The 17,103-nt window shown below is 59.7% G+C and carries 17 protein-coding genes; 3 read left to right on the top strand and 14 right to left on the bottom strand.

What is annotated here, in order from left to right; all coding sequences use genetic code 11:
- Positions 1 to 163: 163 nt before the first annotated feature.
- The 14 genes from ACW9UL_RS06535 to qhpR all read right to left on the bottom strand — a co-directional run bounded on the left by ACW9UL_RS06535 (position 164) and on the right by qhpR (position 13,464).
- Positions 164 to 676 (bottom strand): antirestriction protein ArdA, encoded by a 513-nt coding sequence (locus ACW9UL_RS06535; RefSeq protein WP_457789600.1) that lies wholly within the window; start codon positions 674 to 676, stop codon positions 164 to 166.
- Between the two features lie 359 nt (positions 677 to 1,035).
- Positions 1,036 to 2,163: a UvrD-helicase domain-containing protein gene (locus tag ACW9UL_RS06540; protein WP_457789602.1), complete on the bottom strand. Its 1,128-nt coding sequence runs from the start codon at positions 2,161 to 2,163 to the stop codon at positions 1,036 to 1,038.
- Entirely contained in the window at positions 2,156 to 3,754 is a 1,599-nt protein-coding gene (locus ACW9UL_RS06545; RefSeq protein ID WP_457789604.1) for an ATP-dependent nuclease, read from the bottom strand. Before ACW9UL_RS06545 ends, ACW9UL_RS06540 begins: the two co-directional genes overlap by 8 nt.
- Before the next feature lie 44 nt (positions 3,755 to 3,798).
- Entirely contained in the window at positions 3,799 to 4,458 is a 660-nt protein-coding gene (locus ACW9UL_RS06550) for a hypothetical protein (protein ID WP_457789606.1), read from the bottom strand.
- Positions 4,446 to 5,405 (bottom strand): MvdC/MvdD family ATP grasp protein, encoded by a 960-nt coding sequence (locus ACW9UL_RS06555; protein ID WP_457789608.1) that lies wholly within the window; start codon positions 5,403 to 5,405, stop codon positions 4,446 to 4,448. The genes ACW9UL_RS06550 and ACW9UL_RS06555 overlap by 13 nt, the downstream gene beginning before the upstream one ends.
- A gap of 94 nt (positions 5,406 to 5,499) precedes the next feature.
- Positions 5,500 to 5,967 carry a hypothetical protein gene (locus ACW9UL_RS06560; protein ID WP_457789610.1) on the bottom strand — a complete coding sequence of 156 codons (468 nt, stop codon included), beginning with the start codon at positions 5,965 to 5,967 and terminating at the stop codon, positions 5,500 to 5,502.
- Positions 5,968 to 6,458: 491 nt separating this feature from the next.
- Positions 6,459 to 7,001, bottom strand: a complete 543-nt coding sequence (locus tag ACW9UL_RS06565; protein WP_457789612.1) for a DMT family transporter — start codon at positions 6,999 to 7,001, stop codon at positions 6,459 to 6,461.
- 237 nt (positions 7,002 to 7,238) lie between these two features.
- A complete protein-coding gene (locus ACW9UL_RS06570) occupies positions 7,239 to 7,844 on the bottom strand; it encodes a hypothetical protein (protein WP_457789614.1) in 606 nt (201 codons plus the stop codon).
- A protein-coding gene (locus tag ACW9UL_RS06575) for an IS3 family transposase (protein ID WP_191833612.1) occupies positions 7,837 to 8,987 on the bottom strand; the annotation gives its coding sequence in 2 pieces (ribosomal slippage) (positions 7,837 to 8,750 and positions 8,750 to 8,987; 1,152 coding nt in all). The genes ACW9UL_RS06570 and ACW9UL_RS06575 overlap by 8 nt, the downstream gene beginning before the upstream one ends.
- Positions 8,988 to 9,027: 40 nt before the next feature.
- A complete protein-coding gene (locus ACW9UL_RS06580) occupies positions 9,028 to 9,900 on the bottom strand; it encodes a hypothetical protein (RefSeq protein ID WP_457789616.1) in 873 nt (290 codons plus the stop codon).
- Between the two features lie 209 nt (positions 9,901 to 10,109).
- Positions 10,110 to 10,406 carry a LasR-specific antiactivator QslA gene (locus ACW9UL_RS06585; RefSeq protein ID WP_457789618.1) on the bottom strand — a complete coding sequence of 99 codons (297 nt, stop codon included), beginning with the start codon at positions 10,404 to 10,406 and terminating at the stop codon, positions 10,110 to 10,112.
- Positions 10,403 to 10,672 carry a hypothetical protein gene (locus ACW9UL_RS06590; RefSeq protein WP_457789620.1) on the bottom strand — a complete coding sequence of 90 codons (270 nt, stop codon included), beginning with the start codon at positions 10,670 to 10,672 and terminating at the stop codon, positions 10,403 to 10,405. Before ACW9UL_RS06590 ends, ACW9UL_RS06585 begins: the two co-directional genes overlap by 4 nt.
- Before the next feature lie 635 nt (positions 10,673 to 11,307).
- The gene (locus ACW9UL_RS06595) at positions 11,308 to 12,387 is read right to left on the bottom strand and encodes an AraC family transcriptional regulator (protein WP_457789621.1); all 1,080 of its coding nucleotides are present in this window, start codon (positions 12,385 to 12,387) and stop codon (positions 11,308 to 11,310) included.
- 33 nt (positions 12,388 to 12,420) lie between these two features.
- Complete coding sequence (gene qhpR / locus ACW9UL_RS06600) at positions 12,421 to 13,464, bottom strand: AraC-like transcriptional regulator QhpR (protein WP_457789623.1); 1,044 nt, start codon at positions 13,462 to 13,464, stop codon at positions 12,421 to 12,423.
- A 220-nt stretch (positions 13,465 to 13,684) separates the two neighbouring features.
- On the opposite strand from qhpR, the gene ACW9UL_RS06605 reads away from it, so the two are divergent.
- The 3 genes from ACW9UL_RS06605 (at position 13,685) to ACW9UL_RS06615 (ending at position 17,043) form a co-directional block, all read left to right on the top strand.
- Complete coding sequence (locus ACW9UL_RS06605) at positions 13,685 to 13,831, top strand: hypothetical protein (protein ID WP_161594798.1); 147 nt, start codon at positions 13,685 to 13,687, stop codon at positions 13,829 to 13,831.
- A gap of 124 nt (positions 13,832 to 13,955) precedes the next feature.
- Positions 13,956 to 16,115, top strand: a complete 2,160-nt coding sequence (locus ACW9UL_RS06610) for a 3-hydroxyacyl-CoA dehydrogenase NAD-binding domain-containing protein (protein ID WP_457789626.1) — start codon at positions 13,956 to 13,958, stop codon at positions 16,113 to 16,115.
- 145 nt (positions 16,116 to 16,260) lie between these two features.
- Complete coding sequence (locus tag ACW9UL_RS06615) at positions 16,261 to 17,043, top strand: SDR family NAD(P)-dependent oxidoreductase (protein ID WP_457789628.1); 783 nt, start codon at positions 16,261 to 16,263, stop codon at positions 17,041 to 17,043.
- The last annotated feature ends 60 nt before the right edge of the window (positions 17,044 to 17,103 follow it).

Consider the following 17,103-nt stretch of genomic DNA (forward strand, 5'->3'; position numbering starts at 1 on the left):
TAACGGTCTCAATCAACTGGCAGCACAACGCGGTTGCTCCAGGCTGATTGCCGGGTGCGCGTCCCCGTGCATCAGCCTTCCGGGTGGGGCGCGCGGGTGGCCGGTAGGACAGGGGCGCAAAAAAGCAAAGGCACCGGGTCCGCCCCGGTGCCTTCCACTCAACCTAGCGGTTCCAGAACACGTGCACCTGCTCGAAGCCGGTCTCCAGGGTGAACAGGTCGCCGCTGTACTCCATGTCGCGGGCCATGGCGCGGTAGTCGATGTACATAGCCAGGTGCTGCGGAATGCTGGTGGTTTCCTCGGTCAGCTCCTGGGCGTAGTCGGCCAGCGAGCTGTAGCAGCCGCAGTAATCTTCCTCGGCCGCCTTGCGCGCCTGCTCCGGGTCGTTGAAATGGGCGAGCAGGGCGCCGCCAAACTCGGGGTACTCCTCGATAAAGCAGGCGATCTCGTGGGCGCTCTCCAGGCCCTCGTACTCACCGAGACGGTAGCCGTCGAAGCCCTCGAAGTCGTGGATGGCGTACTCCTCCGCACCCTCGACCGGCGAGGCCGCCAGCATGGCGTCGACCTGTTCTTGGATGTCGTCCAGCTCCTGGGTGGCATCGATCCAGACGCCATGCAGGTGACCTGCGTTGTAGGCAGCCAGGTCGGCAACGTAGATCCTGATGTGTTCGCTCATGGCTTTCGCTCCTTCGTCTTCAGGGTTCTGCGCATGCGCTGCGCATGAACCCCTGCCGACTAGGGCGACTAAGGCGGTCGTGAAAAAATCAGGAAAAATCGCGGAGGCTCCACCCAGCGCAGCGGCCGGGTGGAAACCGTCTATTTTTCTTGATTTTGAGGGGGCAAGAACCCCTGCCTTGGAAAGGGGAGACCGTCACCACAGGTGGTGACAGCAATGTGTTTCGTCAGTTGGCAACTGGCCGGAGGCGGCCAAAAGCGGACTGATTTGCCCCGTCTGTACATGCCTCACGATGAAGCTCTGAACGCTCTAGGGAAGCAGGGCCTATGTAGATCTAGCCTGACGCAAATCGAAGATTCTTATGGCGGGCTCGAGTTGGCGCTGTGCGGCTGGCCATCCGACGGCGACCAATACGGAAGTGTCGAAGCTCCCGGCTTGTCCAAGACAATCGCCACGCTTTGCTCAGCACGTGTAACCGCCACATAGAAATCGGCTGCGGAAAGGGGCATGAGAGACTCCCCTTTGCTGATGAACTTGCCGATGGGGCCGGTCGGATAGATCAGCACGCGATTGAAGGTTCGGCCTTTAGACAAACCAAAGTTCATATAGTCGAGATCGAACTCCTTGCCCGAGCTGATGCTGTTGCGCAAGCACTGGGGTTGGAATGCCTCAACGTACTGGCTGACGTGCTCCTTCTTCACCAGGAAAACGCCGTCGTGGGACGTGGTCGCGTGATTTTTCGAGGTCGTTTCCGGAAACTCCCAACTCGCCTCGAAGATAGTATCGGAGAAGGTGGCGATTGCCTGGCAGCATCTCCAAGTGACAGAGCTGAAGTTGATTTCTAGCCGGCCAGCTTTCTGCTGCTTTTTGAACCATTCAATTGATTTTGAGTAGGCGAAGGCCTTCTTCATTTGGCCACGAGGATTGGTGGACAAGACCGCCTGACGGACGTCCCCGACGAGTCGTATCTCTATGCGCGTGCCGAATAGCGCCTCCAGGATGTCCCAGTCGTAACCCGAAAGATCTTGTACCTCGTCGATGAGGATTTCGTCGTAGAGGCATTCGAGGCGATGAATCAAAGCCCCGCCGCTTTGGCCGATCAGTTGGTGGGCTAAGCGTGCTATTTCCTTCGCATACACGCTGTCCGCCGAATCGAAAAAACGATTTTCACCGCTGGCGTATCGTCCTGGATCACCTTCGAAATTGAAGCCCCTGCAGCGCTTGCCTGGGAATGCAAATGGCACGAAGGGTTTGACGAAGTGGCGCAGCAGAAAGCTGAACCAGCCAGAGACCTCCAAGTTGGGTCGGTCGCCGGCATACCGCCTCACGCGATCGCGCAACTCGACTTGATTGGTCTGTGCGAAGGTGATGAGCAGAACCTTGCGATTGGCAGGCAAGGCTTTGCAGTGCTCCACCAGGCCTTGTGTCTTGCGAGCACCCGCAACTGCTAGGGTCAGATAATTGCTCGCCATGGATGAGTTAGCCATGGATGAACTTCGCCGCCGCCGCCATGTACGGCGGGGCCGTAAGGGTTTCCCTGGATTCGGCGATGAGTAGTGCTGCTTCTGTTTTCTCTCTCGACAGCCATTTATCAAGATTGGCTCGGTCGGTGACCCCAAGTATCTTGCGCAGGGTCTCTTCACTGTTGCAGGCCATCAGTTGCGGCTCCAGCGTCCTGCCAGCTTCCTTCGCGCCAATGAATAGCTCCCGTTTGCTCGCCTCAAGCAGATCGGTCACAGGGTCGCGCAGCACCTCGGGGTCTTGATCGTCGTTGTCTCGAAGCACTGCAACGGGGCGATCAATGGCAGCACACAGCTCCAGGCAGCGCTTCAACGTCAGCCCGTGCATGCTCATTACATCAATCCCCAGCTCCATCGGGCGCTTTCCGTAGAGGTCTCTGAAGAAGCGTTCGAACAGGATCTCGTCCGAAGGGCCTTCCACTAAGACGAGCTTGTGAGCCAGCACCATCCGCAATGTGTTGAAACCTGCGAGCTTTTGAAAATAGCTGACAGTGTCTGGATCAAGCGCCTTGATGTGAGACGCCTTTCCGCGATGTAGTAGCAACAAAGAACTCAGGCCAAGGCGGTTCAGCACGTAGGCACTGTGGGTTGATATGAACAACTGCCGATCGCCTGCAGCCTCCTCAATGCGCGACAACAACGTGGTCAGGCTTGTATGCGACAGATGGTTCTCTGGCTCTTCGATCATCACGATGCTGGTGTGCTCGGACAGACGCTGCATGGCCAGCGAGATCTTGATCGAAGCTTGTTGGCCTTGGCCGGCCAAAGCGAATGGCACATGATCCACGTGCGGTGTGACCGATCCCTCCCAGGAGGACTGAGCGCTTTGATCCATGGCCAACCCCATAACCTGGTTACCCAGCGGAGCATGAATGTCTTTGAGGCGTTGATTCACCTCCCCCAGCGAGTCAGAGGTCATGGACTCTTTGATCGATCGGTAGTAATGGGAGATCTTGGCTTTCTCGCCTGGCTCTAAGTGGTCGCTCAGGATCTGGCGCAAGTGATAGTCGATACCTGAGGTCGAGCGCACAGTCCGCGAATCGATAGTCGCGACTGCAAGTTGCCGAGGGCGCCGGGTCAATACCTCATCCCCGAAGGTCCGCCATTCGATTTTGTAGTACTCGACGGGTATCAGCGCGCTGGGGTCGGTACGCCATTGCGCCAGCTCCTCTTCATACTCAGGATTGGGTATGACCTTGAAAGAGATCCCTGGGCAGGCGTTGGTCTTCCTGTCACTGTTAATCGCTCCGCATAGAAACTGCAGCTCTGGACGATTTTCTAGAAATAGCTCAATAAGAATTTCTGGAAGAGCTGGTTTCTCATCCCAGGCGCAATCTTCCAGGAACTGATTAACCAGCTCCTTGTTGAACCAATACGGGTTCAGCTCCTCCTGGGCGGAACGGCCACCGATACGCCCGTTGAGCGCGAGGCCAATCGCCTCCATCAGGGTAGACTTCCCCGCGTCATTACCGCCCACAAGGATGTTGAGTTCCTTGTTCGGCAGCAGCGTGAAGTCGCCATAGATCCGATAGCCCTGAATTTTGATCTTCGTGATCATCTGCTGTCCTTAGGTGGCGGCTGGAGAATTTGGAGGAATGGGCCTTAGGGGGAACAGCCCATCAGGAGTGAAATGAACTCGTTGATCCAAACGATCGCCCAAGCTGCTGCAGGCCAACTTGCCTGTACGGCCAAGAAAACCACGAAGCTAAAGAAGGCTCGCAGCAGATATTCATGCGTCATCTTTATACAGCTGATTTTGTTGTTATTCGCGTCGTAGTTCTGGATCACAGCTTTCAGCAATTGCTTCGCCAGGTTCTCCTCAGGCTCATCGGAGTCGAAGCTGTCTGCGATATCTCCGGGACTTACTACAGTCGATGCCGATATCTTGATGGTCTTGAGGGCCCACAAGCCGGCGCGCATGAGGAATAGCAGCGCTAGAAGGAAAATCCCCAGCTGGATCCCTCTTTGGCATGTGCTGATTTGCTTATCCCATAGCCCAGGAAGAATGGACGCCAGAATTGGCATCAGGGCGGTGATCGCTGCGAGGTAAAGGCCAGCCTTGGAGTCAGCGCCTCGGCGACGCTCTTGTTCGGCGTCGAAGAGCCTGCGGGCCTCCTCCAGTGCAATATCACTTATATCTGCCCAAGATCCCTGATCGACTTTCTCGTGCTCCTTCCGAAGCCATCTCTGCTGTGGAGAGTCAGTCGTTGTCGAGGAAAGTGTAAGGCGGGGCCATAGCCATTCAGGGACTAGCTTTGGCATTGGGCGATTCCCTCAAGCTCGTCAACGATCGCAGCAGCAATTGGATACCCGGTGAGGTTCTCGATCCAGGCCCATTGGCCATTCGGGTTGATTTCCAAGAACCACAATTTACCCTGCTGATCGCAGATGAAGTCGATCGCGCCATAACGCAGATTCAGTCGACTCATGAGGGCGGCGCATTGATCCTCAACCTCGCGGGTAAGCTCGATACGCTCGTGCTTGAGGTCAGGTCGGCAGCCTCGGCGCCAATCTACGGTGGTTTCTTCATGCTCCTGCGACCTGATCGCGGTCGCGAAAACCTGGCTGCCGACCACCGTCACCCGGACGTCGTACTGCTTTTTGATCTCGGTCTGCACAATGAAGGGGGCCATTGCGATGGCGTCCCCGTCGCTGTCGTTCAGATGCTCCAGGCGAGTGGTGAAAATAACTCGCTCCTGCTCACCATTGATCAGCGCCTGTCGAAGTGGCTTCCCAATAGCGGGCCCCGCCTGAATGACCTCGCGCACTGATTTGATGTCGTTCGTGACCAAGACCTGTGGCACGTTGAAGCCGATTTCGCTCGCAAGCATCAGCTGCCTCGGCTTGTCTTCCGCTGCGAAGATGTCCAAAGGGGCGTTTAGCCACATACCCTCCAGGCGTGCATACAGGCTCTTCAGGAGGGCACCCCATTCGGCCTCTGCGTACTCCCTCTCACCGTCGTCGATGATGGTGGCGTTGCTGGCAGGTGGGGCAGGACGTCGAAAGTAGGCCGCTTTGACATCGGATCCTTTGAGCTCTCGCTCACCGAGGGACAGTGACCACGCTCTTCTGGGGAACGCAGCCATGGTGCAGCGAGCTGTTGGCATATCTTCGGTATTCAAGCGAAAGAATGGCGTTTGCCGGCGTTTGAGCTCGGCCACCACATAATCGATGGTGATGTCGCGGCGGTTTGTAACTAACAGGAGCATGTGTTTTCCCTAACTCTATACGTCCCGGTCAGCATTCGATCGCCATCGGATCGAAGTCGGGGCCGGTGCTTCGGTCAGATTCGTTCACCTGCTGTCAGCAGTGAAAGCCAAAGGATTGGATTGCGTCATCGTCGGCCTCCTGTTGAACCTTGGTTTTGGTGACCAGCTCCAGCAGCTGGGCAGCTGAGTAATTGTCATCAGCCTCGTCGATCGAGTCGGTCTTGGTCGCTAACTGCAGGAGGTTGTTAAAGCCGTTTGGACGCGTGTCATCGTCACTTTCGATCTGCTGGTGAGTCTTGGTCGTCAGCTCAAGCGCAAGTTGGCAGTCGTCATCATCTTCGCCATCTGCACGAGTCTTCGTTTTCAGCTGCAAGAGCGCCTGCTTGTTGATGATGGGTAGAACGCCTTGCTCGGTGTCGACTACCCACATCTGCTGCTGCTCGCAGTAATACCCAGGTAGCCGGTCTTCGCCTGTACGAGGTGTGCCGGCGTTGGCCAGGAAGGGCGAAATGTTCGTGTGACGATGGCGGGCGCGCGTGTTCCTATCGATGGTGTTTTCCATGCGTCAAATCCATTGAGATCGGTTCGGCTTGCAGCTTGATACTACTTCGCTATCAATAATCGAACAATGTAGCCTCTGAACAGAGAATGAATCGCACAGCCAGCAACCATTGGCTGCTTTTGGCCGGTTGTAGCCTGTCGCCACCACAGCTATGAGTCGATTCTGTTGAAAGAGTCGACCTCTGGCCCACCGGCAGCGGTTCGTCGAGCTTCAGGTCGAACAGGTGGACGAAGGCGTGGGCCCCAGCGGCAGGATCCGGCAGGCATCGCCGCGTAGCTGGAGCTCCCGGTTCCAACTCCCTCGACCCCACCAGCCAGAGCACGTGCGCTATGGCTCCAGTCGAGGCAGGATGGGGCCGGCCATGACGGCGGGAAGGGTTTCCGGGGAAGCGACTACGGACATCGGGACAACGGACCTGCTGGGAATGGGCGCAACAGGATATCGCGGGTGTCAGCTCCGAGGATGGCCGGGGTAGGAAAATTCAGCTCATTTTAAAGCGCGCCCGACGTCGTCGTGGCGGCAGACAGGTTCGCGGAGGCCGGCCCGGAAGGAGGCGAGCTCTCGCTGCGGGTAGTCCATTGCACTACCAGCATGCCGGCGAGGATCAGCGCGACGCCGAGAATCTTCCCGCCGCTGGCGTGCTTCACCGGCAAGCCCATCAGGCCGAAATGGTCGATCAGCAGGGAGGCGAGCATTTGTCCTGCGATCACGCAGACGATGAAGCTTCCGGCCCCGACCCGGGGTGTCAGCAACAGCGCGGCGGTGATGTAGATGACCCCGGCGACGCCACCGAGCCAGGCCCAGGCGGGCAACTGGGAGGCAGGCCCCAGGAGCGGCGCCGGTACGCGCATGGCGAGGAGCACCGGCAGGACCACCAGCAGGCTCACCAGCAGGGATGTCACGGTCGCCCAGAGCGGGTGACCGAGGGCCCGACCGAGGGCGGCATTGCTGCCGGCCTGGAAGGGAACCAGGGCGCCGGCGACCAGGGCCGCGCAAGCCAATGCGAGGGTGGTAAGTGGGATCGGGGAGTTCATGGAGTCACCTCAGGCGTGTCCGTTCTGACTGAGGGAGTATTGGTGTATCAATAATTCGAATGGAATGAATCGTCCCTAGTTTCGTAGAGACCTCCAAAGCTCAGAGGAGGTCTGTAAATTGAAATAGAACAAGTCTGCTTTTGGCCGGCTCCCGCCTGTCATGACCGGCAGAGGTCGGCCAGAAGCGGTCATCGTGTGTCTATAAAAGGGGCGATTCAGTTTCTGGCTGGTACTGAATCACTCTTGCTCCAGTGCTCTTCTTCTCGCCAGTTGCCGGTACTCCTCTTGGATGGGTTTGGGCACCTTTAAGAGCTTGGCGACGTCATCGATCAGATCAGGCTCAAGCCACATAGGCGCATTGCTAACATGCATATGATTTCTACGGTTTACCTTCTTGCGAGTGCTAGTGCTGAACATTAGATTTTTCCAGACCAGTGCCGGTCTGGCAGGATCGTTCTTGTCCACCAGCATCTTTTCCAGGCGCCCTCCAGCTAGGGCACCTTCTCGGGGAGCAGTTAGTTCCCGCTCCTGTATCACTTTAACGTTCTGCTCCAGCACGGCACGGGAAGGCTCATCTGCATAGTGCACAACATCTAGTGGCTGGCAGTACTGCCGAATCCGCCAGACCATCTGATCCAAATAGTGCAGTTCATTGCCCTTCACGCCAACGGGATTCAAAAAATATCTATCCGAATCCCACTCTGCGATCAGTATAAATACTTCCTTCTGCGGCAGAGTAAGAGGAATGTCAAACCCAAGTTCTTTCTCTATCAGCGTCAAAGCTTTTGATATGTCGTGCCCGATATTTAGAGCACTGTGAATCGCCCCGGCTTTCCTAGACACTCTCCAAGCTCTGGAAATAACGCTTTTCAAACTCCACTGGCGATAGCTGCATAGCGCTGCTGTGCCGGCGTTTGGGGTTATAAAACATCTCAATGTAATCGAACACATCACTGCGGGCTTCTTCGCGCGTGCCGTAGGTTTTTCGTCGGATGCGTTCCCGCTTCAGCAACTGGAAAAAGCTTTCCGCAACCGCGTTGTCGTGGCAGTTACCGCGTCGACTCATGCTGCTGATCAGGTTGTTGGCCTTGAGGAAGCTCTGCCAGTCCGAGCTGCTGAACTGGCTGCCCTGGTCGGAGTGGATCATCACTTCCTGCTTGGGCTTGCGCCGCCACACCGCCATCAACAGGGCATCAATGGCCAGGTCGCTGCACATCCGTGGCTTCATCGACCAGCCGATCACCTGGCGTGAAAACAGATCCAGCACCACCGCCAAATACAACCAACCCTCATAGGTGCGGATGTAGGTGATGTCGGTGACCCAGACCTTGTTCGGCTCGCTGACGTTGAACTGCCGCTCCAGGCGGTTGGGCGAAGCCACCGTCGGCTTACCGCCGTAATAGCCGGGGCGCCGACGATAGCCGGTCTGCGAACGCAGCCCCTCCACCCGCATCAGGCGAGCCACGCGGTGCCGGCCACAGGACTCGCCCAGCTCACGCAGGTCGTCGTGGATCTTGCGGTAGCCGTAGACCCCGCCGCTTTCCAGCCAGGCATGTTTGATCAACCCGAGCAGGCGCTGATCTTCCTTGGCGCGTACGGATTTCGGCTCGGCCAGCCAGGCGTAGTAACCGCTGGGATGTACCTGGAGGGTCTGGCAGAGACGCCGTACCGGGTACTCCACCGACAGCTTGCTGATGACGGCGTACTTCAGCCGGACTCCTTGGCAAAGTACGCGGCGGCCTTTTTTAGAATGTCTCGCTCTTCGGTCACCCGCTTGAGTTCCGCGCGCAAGCAACGCAGCTCGGCCTGCTGATCATCTACCTGCTGCCGCTGTGCTTGGGGCTTGCTGTAGCGCTTTACCCAGGCGTACAGGCTGTGCGCGGACACGCCTAGACGCTCCGCCACATCGGCAACGCGCAAACCGCGCTCGGTGACTTGCTTGACCGCTTCGATCTTGAATTCTTCGGGGTAACGCTGGTTGCTCATGGCACCTCCTGATGGGCCTCATTATGAGGCTTGAAGGTGTCTACGAAACTAGGGTCGATTCACTGATTGCCTCTGACCTGATCTCAGGCAAATTACTCTCAATTAGATTGGTTACTGCATCTACAACAACGTTAATCTCTTTCGGCGCCGCATTCTCATCCAAGAGCAAACGCCCAAGTGTCCATGTGCCAACTTGCGCTTGCATATGTACGCTGGATCGCACGTCTCCTTTGGCCATGGCTACAGCGGCAGAATAATCAGATTTGGAAAGCGCGATAATCGCGTTGCCAAGCAAGCTCGATGTGGCCTCAGCCAAACTCTCCTGGGTCTTAGCATGTAGCTTGATCGCAACTTTAGGATGCTTCCCAAGCCACCTTTCCAAGGCCCCGTTAATTGCGCCTGCCAGCATGTCGCTCTTGGTTGGCTCATACTTGGCAGCAATCAAATCGATGATTGACTGCACATCCAAATTATTCAGATAAGGTAATGCTGCCTCGATGAGGTGCAGTATATCGAAGACATCTTTGCCGGATCGAATCTGCTGCGCTCCAACCGAAAGCACGTCGACGCTAACAGCTGCGAGTGCAAGCAATCGACCAGAGGCTTGATCGTTGTGCCCGATCTCATGACGCCACAGCCCAAAGGCGTGCTCGAAGAGGGCGTTGCAGTCAATGTCAGACGAGAAGTAATGATCGTAGGCCGCAGCTGCAACAATTGAATTGCGTACCTCAAGCGACTCAAACTCGATTGCGCCATCTACAAGTTTGCAACCTATAGGCAAATCCTTTTCTGCTGGCACTTGTTCTGGAGCAAGCTCCAAACGAAGACTCGATTTCCCTTCGCTGTGGAGCCGTAGCGCAAGATCAGCAACATTTGATGCCCCCGAAGATACGGGGTGCGTACCCAGACTCACGTTAGCCACCCTTCTATGATCCATTCTGAAGTTTGAAGCGCCAACCTCGTAGGCTAGGCAGTATCCCTGTTGTGGGGGGAGAGGTACAGATGGCCGCTTCTGGCCGTTCTCGGCCTGTTCTAGGGCTCCCGCGTTTTCGGGGCGTCCCCAAAATTTGACGGCATGTGGCGGTTAGCGCAAGCCGGCAGGCCGGCTCGCGAACATCCGCTTTACAGCTCCAAGGAAAGGGATTTAGCCGGCTGGCCGCAGCACTTGGGTGAGCATATGCGCTGGTGGACGCGGCTGAGGAAGCCCACTTCAAAGGCTCTCCGTTCTATCGCACATGGTAGTAAGTCGCGCTCGGCGATCATCACTGCCCAGAGCCAGCCGCTGCGGGCGTTATCGAGCCAGGTCTGGGCAAGCTTCACGCCCTGGTTGAACGCTTCCCTACAGTCCGCAGCCCAAATGATTTCTACACCTGGGTGGCCATCGTGAGGAGGTAGGCAGGTCATGACACCCTTGCTCATCTGAAACCTCCTCGCACTTCGGAGAGGGCTCGGCGATAGAGCACCACCATCTCGTCGAGTAGATCCAAGGCTGAATATGCTGCGATCCGTACGCGCAGATCTGCAGGCTGGAAACCATCAGGTTCAGCCAGTTGATCCAACAGATTGCCGAGCATGACGCCACGCAGTTCAGCCGCAGCTTCAGAGGCTAGGGGAGAGCGTTCGGATTCATGCAGCGGGCTTCGCTGCAGCGGAAAAGGTACAACGCAGGATTCGAACTCAGCCATGGCGCACCTCCAGATCAGAGGTGGACAGCAGGACCAGCAGCCCAAGGCGGAGCTCTCGGGTAAAAAGGGGGTAGCGCATTTTCCTTATGCTCCTTCGTGAGATTAAGGAGCCGCAGCCATTCGCTACCACACGAATGGAGGCGGACCGTGCAAGGGTGGTAGACCGACCCACGAAGGAAGGCCGGCCAGGCCGAAGCCTGCCTCACACGGCCCGCCATAAATGCACGAGAAAACAGCAGATCCTGAGAAGGGCCTGCTCTCGTTTATGACGCAACCGCGCCTTCGTGTGAATCGGGCTACCACACCCGGTCGTGGGACTTACCACGACGGGCGCACTCTAGCCCGAGGGTTTCGGGATGGCAACCTACTGTGGCGTAGTTGGAGTGTTTGTTATCTGAGGGCTGGAGGACGTTGTCCTAGAGCCAAGAAGATGGCCGGTCGGCCTGGTACAGGCCAAGCAGCGCTCGTCAGCGCGGAAGTGAGACCATTCCAAGCATCTTGGGGAAATGGCAGTGACCGCGAGTGCCCAGTCCGGCCGGCATCCTTGCCCGATGCGAATCGGCCGGGTGGGCAGCGGCGCGAGTATAGACCAAGGCCTATCTGCGACACGAACCTGGGCAGGCGGAACCTGGCGCCTATGAGGTGTTGCCTTCGGGTCCCCTTTGCAGGGCATTCAAGCGCGAGTCGCGCAGCAGGCGTGGCTGTCGGTTGGGGCAGTGGCGCTTTTGCCACTCCAAGGGAGTGACCTGGAACCAGCGGTTGAATGCCCGACAGAATCCACTTTGGTTTGAGTACCCCAGCAGCCCTGACATCTGCGTCATGCTGATGAACGGGTCTTCCAGGTAGCGGCAGGCCATGTCCTGGCGTGTTTCATCGAGCAGTTGCTGGAAGGAGGTGCCCTCCTGGGTCAGGCGGCGCTGCAAGGTGCGGGTGTTGAGGGCCATGCTGTCGGCGACCTTCTCGATGGTGGCGCGGCCGCTGGGTAGCAGATGGCGGAGCAGTTGCCTGACGTAACTGGGTAGGTCGCCAGCCAGCAGGCGCTCCATCTTCTTCATGTGCTCGACGGTCAGTTGGTGCAGCCTGGTATCGGCGGCGCTCAGTGGCAACGAGAGTGCAGAGGTCGCCAATTGAAGGCCGCTGCAGTGTGCTGAAAAGCGGGGCAGCAAACCGAGCGCTTGCCGATAGCCTGCCTCGTCCTGCAGAGCAGGGTGCCGTAGCAGGATAGCCCCAGGCCGCCAACCATCGCCCAGCAGGGCACGCAGCAACTGCATACCGACACCGCAAGCCAGTTCCTCGGCCTGGGGCAGGCCGGGCAGGTCGAGTTGGTTCACCCGGTAGCTTAGGGTGGCGGTGTCGCCGTCGATATCGAAGCCTATGTCAGCCGCACCGTTGTACAGGGCGTAGTTGGCCCGAAGCTCGTCCAGGGCGTCGCCGACCGTCCGCGCATTGCGAATCAGATAGAGCAGCTCGCCGAAGACAGTGACGCCCTGGAAGAGCCCCAGCTGCAAGCCGAACAAGGCGTTGTCCGACTGGCGTTGGCAGATATCCAGCAGCGCGCAGTAGCGGTGGAATGCAATGATGCCGTCGTGTCGCTCCAGGCTCTCCTGGGGCAGCGCCGCACGACGCAGCATGTCCGCCGGGTTGAGTCCTTGCCCGATGGCGAACTCGGCGAAGCCGACGAGGCTGAGGGCGCGGACGTAAGGGTTGAAGGACATGATCTGCTACTCGTCGAGGTGGCCTGGCGCTAGTCAAACGGATGGGCCGGCGGCTGGGCGTGCCGGCGAGAGTGGGGCGGTTGATGCGGACAATTGGTGGCGCTTCCACTTCTGTGGGCTGATGCCGTTCCAGCGCCTGAAGGCTCGGGAGAACGTGCTGAGATCGGCGTAGCCCAGAAGGCCGGCAAGCTGCGTCAGGCTGAGGGATGAGTCGCGCAGGTAGCGTGCGGCCAGCGCCTGTCGCGTGTCGTCCAGCAACGCCTGAAAGCTGGTGTTTTCCGCCTGGAGATAGCGCTGCAGGGAGCGGGGACTGAGCTTCAGGTGTTCGGCAACCTGCTCGATGCACACCTGCCCATGGGGAAGCCAGGTGCGCAGCAGTTTCTGCACATAGCCGGGAAGCTCCTGCAGGGTGATACGCGCCAGTTCGTCGAGATGAAACCGGGCCAGTTGGCTGAGCCTCTCGTCCGCGGCGCTGAGCGGGACATTCAGCAGCGTCTCGTCGAATACCCAGGCATTGACCGGGCTGTCGAAGCGGGGCGTGATTCCCAGCAGGCGGCGGTATAGGCCGGGCTCTGCGCCGGACGAATGCCTGAGCAGCAGTCCGCGCGGTTTCCAGGCGTGCTGCAGCAGGTCTTGCATCAAATGGGCACTTATTCCCATGGCCAGCTCCACGGTCTGGCGGACCGAGTGGGCCTCTCCATCAGTCACCTCGTACAGCAGCCTGGCGTACCCGCCGTGACGCTCGAGCTGCAGCTGCGCGCCATTGCTGTGGACATGGAAGTACTGCATCAGGGCCTGCAGCGCGCCGCCCACCGAGCTGGCATTCTGGATCGCATACAGCAGGTTGCCCAAGGCCTGCGCGCCCTGTTGCAGGCCAAACTGCAGGCCAAATAGAGGATTGGCCGAGCGCCGCGCGCACAGCCCCAGCAGGGCGTTGAATTGCACGCCGGAGATCACGCCATCCTGGGCGTCATCAGGTAAGCCGATCTCAGTCAGGGTGGCGCGTGGATCCAGCCCTTGGGCGAGCGCGAAGTCTTCGAAGCCCAGCAGGGCGATGCCATGGACGAAGGACGTCATCGCGAATGTCCGCACGATTGATTGGGTGAAGCACAGGGCCGCTGAACGCGCATTGTCGTGATCCTAAAGCAAGGCCCTTGGCCGGCTGTGCGTCAGTGACATGATTTGAATATTTTATGGCGCGATCTGCAAAGCACCAATCCCTGGCTCTGATCAAAATTTAGCCATCTAACAATAAAAGACACTGCGTTCGGCTGCGGCCGAACGACGGAGGTTCGCCATGCGTCGAGTCTTCTTCGCCTGCCTGAGCGTGGCCCTGCTGGTGGGGGTCATCTACTCCTTTGAGTTCCCGGCCAGGATGAGCGCCGCCAAGCCCAAGCCGGTGTATCCGATTGCCAGCTTTGGCGACGTTTTCCGACATTTTTGACGACGCAATTGCCGCCACGGTGTCCGGCCTGTTCGACGCTCATGCCTTGAGCATGTGATCGACTGTTTTTTTGACATGCAACCTGCCAGGCCCAATAGCCGGGCGCGCTATCCAAGGATCTCGAATGAGCGACCTGATTCACTACCGTCTCGACGACGGCCTGGCCCTGATCGGCCTTGACCGTGCACCGGTCAACGCCCTGGACCAGTCGATGCGAGCGGCCATTTCCGAGGCCTGTGAACGCGCCGCGTGCGACCCGCGGGTCCAGGCCATCGTCCTCCATGGTGAGCGCGGCCTGTTCAGTGCCGGCGCCGATATCCGTGAGTTCGGTACCGATGCGTCCTTCGCCGAGCCCGATCTGCCCAGCACCCTGGTGCGCCTGGCGGAGATACACAAACCGGTGGTGGCTGCTATCGGCAGGCTCGCCCTGGGTGGTGGTCTGGAGCTGGCCTTGGCGTGCGGTTACCGCATAGGCGAGCCGGGCACACGGCTGGGCCTGGCGGAAATCAATCTGGGCTTGCTGCCTGGCGCGGGCGGTACTCAGCGCCTGCCGCGGCTGATCGGCGTCGAGTCGGCGCTGAACATGATTCTCTCCGGCGAACAGGTCGATGCGCAGACCGCTCGCCTGCTGGGCATCCTCGACCGCATCGCGCCCAGCGCCGAGCAGTTGCTGGACGAGGCCAAGGCCTATGCCTACGAGCTGATCGGCTGTTGTGCCCCGGCGCGACCGGCCGAGGCCTGGCCGGAGCCGGCGGAAGGTCTGCCGGACGATTTTCTCGCCCGCTACCGCGCCGAGCACGAGCCGCGCTGGAAGAGCCGCCTGGCGCCGCGCCTGGTGCTCTCGGCAATGGAAGCCGCCTGCCTGCTGCCGCTGGAGGAAGGGCTGGCGCAAGAAATGGCGCTGTTCAAGCGGGCCGAGGCTTCGCGTCAATCCAAGGCGCTGCGCCACGTATTTTTCGCCGAGCGCGAAGCGGCGCGAATTCCGGGTGTCGGTGCGGACATCCGCCTGCGCAGCATCGCCAAGGTGGCGATCATCGGCGCCGGCACCATGGGCGGCGGCATTGCCATGAATTTCGCCAATGCCGGCATCCCGGTGGCCCTGCTTGAACGCGAAGGGGAGGCACTGGAGCGTGGCCTGACGCAGATCCGCAAGAACTACGAGGCCAGCCTCAAGCGCGGCAAGTTGACTGCCGAGCAGGTGCAGCAGCGCATGGAGCTGCTGTTCGGCACCCTCGACTATGCCGATCTGGCCGATGCCGATCTGGTGATCGAGGCCGTGTTCGAGAAGATGGAGATCAAGCAGCAGGTATTCCGCACGCTGGATAAGGTGTGCAAGCCGGGAGCGATCCTGGCCAGCAACACCTCGTCACTGGATGTCGAAGCAATTGCCGCGGTCGTTTCTCGCCCGCAGGACGTGATCGGCCTGCACTTCTTCAGCCCGGCCAACGTCATGCGCCTGCTGGAGGTGGTGCGTGGCCAGGCCACGGCGCCGGACGTTCTGGCCAGCACCATGGCCATCGCCAGACGTATCGGCAAGCTGCCGGTGATCTCCGGCGTCTGCTTCGGTTTTATCGGCAATCGCATGCTCGAACCCTACGCGCGCGAGGCTCACCGCCTGGTGCTGGAGGGGGCCACACCGGCGCAGGTGGACGCCGTGCTCACCGGCCTGGATCTGAACATGGGCGTATTCAGCATGCTGGATCTGGCCGGCATCGACGTGAACTTCCTTATCCGCAGTTCCAATCGCGCCGCTTCTGCCCACGATGAGAGCTATTGCCGCCTCGGTGACGAGCTGTACGCCATGGGCCGCTACGGACAGAAATCCGGGCGTGGCTTCTACCTCTACCAGGGACGTAACCGCCACGAGGACGACGAGGTGATGGCGCTGGCCGAGCGTTTGGCCGGTGAACTGGATGTGACTCGGCGCGCTATCGGCGAGCAGGAGATCCATGACCGCTGTCTGTTCATGCTGATCAACGAGGGCATCCAGTTGTTGGACGAAGGCATTGCCCTGCGCGCCAGCGATATCGACCTGGTCTGGATTAACGGCTACGGCTTTCCCGCCCACCTCGGCGGGCCCATGCACTACGCCGAGCACCTGGGGCTGGACAAGATCCTGAGCGGCATCCAGCACTACCGCCATGCACTTGGCGAGTACGGCGAGATGTGGTTCCGCCCGGCGCCATTGCTGGAACGCCTGGTGGCCGCCGGCCGCAAGCGAATCGAGCGGCTCACGGCCCAATCGGCTGGAGCAAAGCTGAAGTTGCTTGAGCGGGTGCGCTAAGCGACCCACTCGCGATGACCGGCATCGGGCCCCTAGTGGTTGGGCCTGCCGGTTCCCTATTACGTCAACCCGCCGAGCCTGGCCAGCCAGCCGATACGCTGCGCCGCCGGGGCAAGGTGCTTTCCACGCTGTCCGAGGTTTACCGATGACTCACCATTACGCCCAGAACTTCTCCCTCGCCAATCGCGTGGTGCTGATTACCGGTGCCTCCAGCGGCATCGGCGCGCACCTGGCGAAGGTGGCGGCTCGTGCCGGTGCCCAGGTGGTACTGGCGGCGCGGCGCATCGAGCGCCTCACGCAGCTCGCCGCCGATATCGAATGGGAGGGCGGTCAGGCGCTGTCGGTGGTGCTCGACGTCACCGACCGGGCCAGCGTGGAGGCGGCCTTCGCTGCCGCCGAGGCGCACTTCGGCGTGGTCGAGGTGGTGCTCAACAACGCCGGCATCGGCAATGGCCAGCGCCCGCTGGAAATCAGCGAGGAGGATTGGCGCGCCATGCTGTCGACCAACCTCGATGGCGTCTGGCGCGTGGCCCAGGTTGCCGCGCAGCGCCTGGCCCAGGCCGGGCGTGGCGGCAGCATCGTCAACGTCGCCTCGATCCTCGGCCTGCGCGTCGGCACCGGCTACAGCCACTATTGCGCGGCCAAGGCCGGCGTGGTGCAGCTGAGTAAGTCGCTGGCACTGGAGCTGGCGCGCTTCGGCATCCGGGTCAACGCCATCGCCCCGGGCTACTTCAAGACCGAGATGAACGAGGCCTTCTTCGCCGGCGACAAGGGCGATGGCTACATCCGCGCCATGGTGCCCATGCGCCGGCTGGGCGAGCTGGAGGAGCTGGAGGGGCCTTTCCTGCTCCTGGCCAGCGATGCCGGCGCGTTCATGACCGGTAGCGTGCTGGCGGTCGATGGAGGTCATCTGGTGGGTAGCCTCTGAAGTCGAAGGGGACGCACATGAAATCTACTAAACCACTCATCCGGGCGGCGTCTCTATGCT

It is taken from the genome of Pseudomonas sp. PL-6 (genome assembly GCF_054110165.1).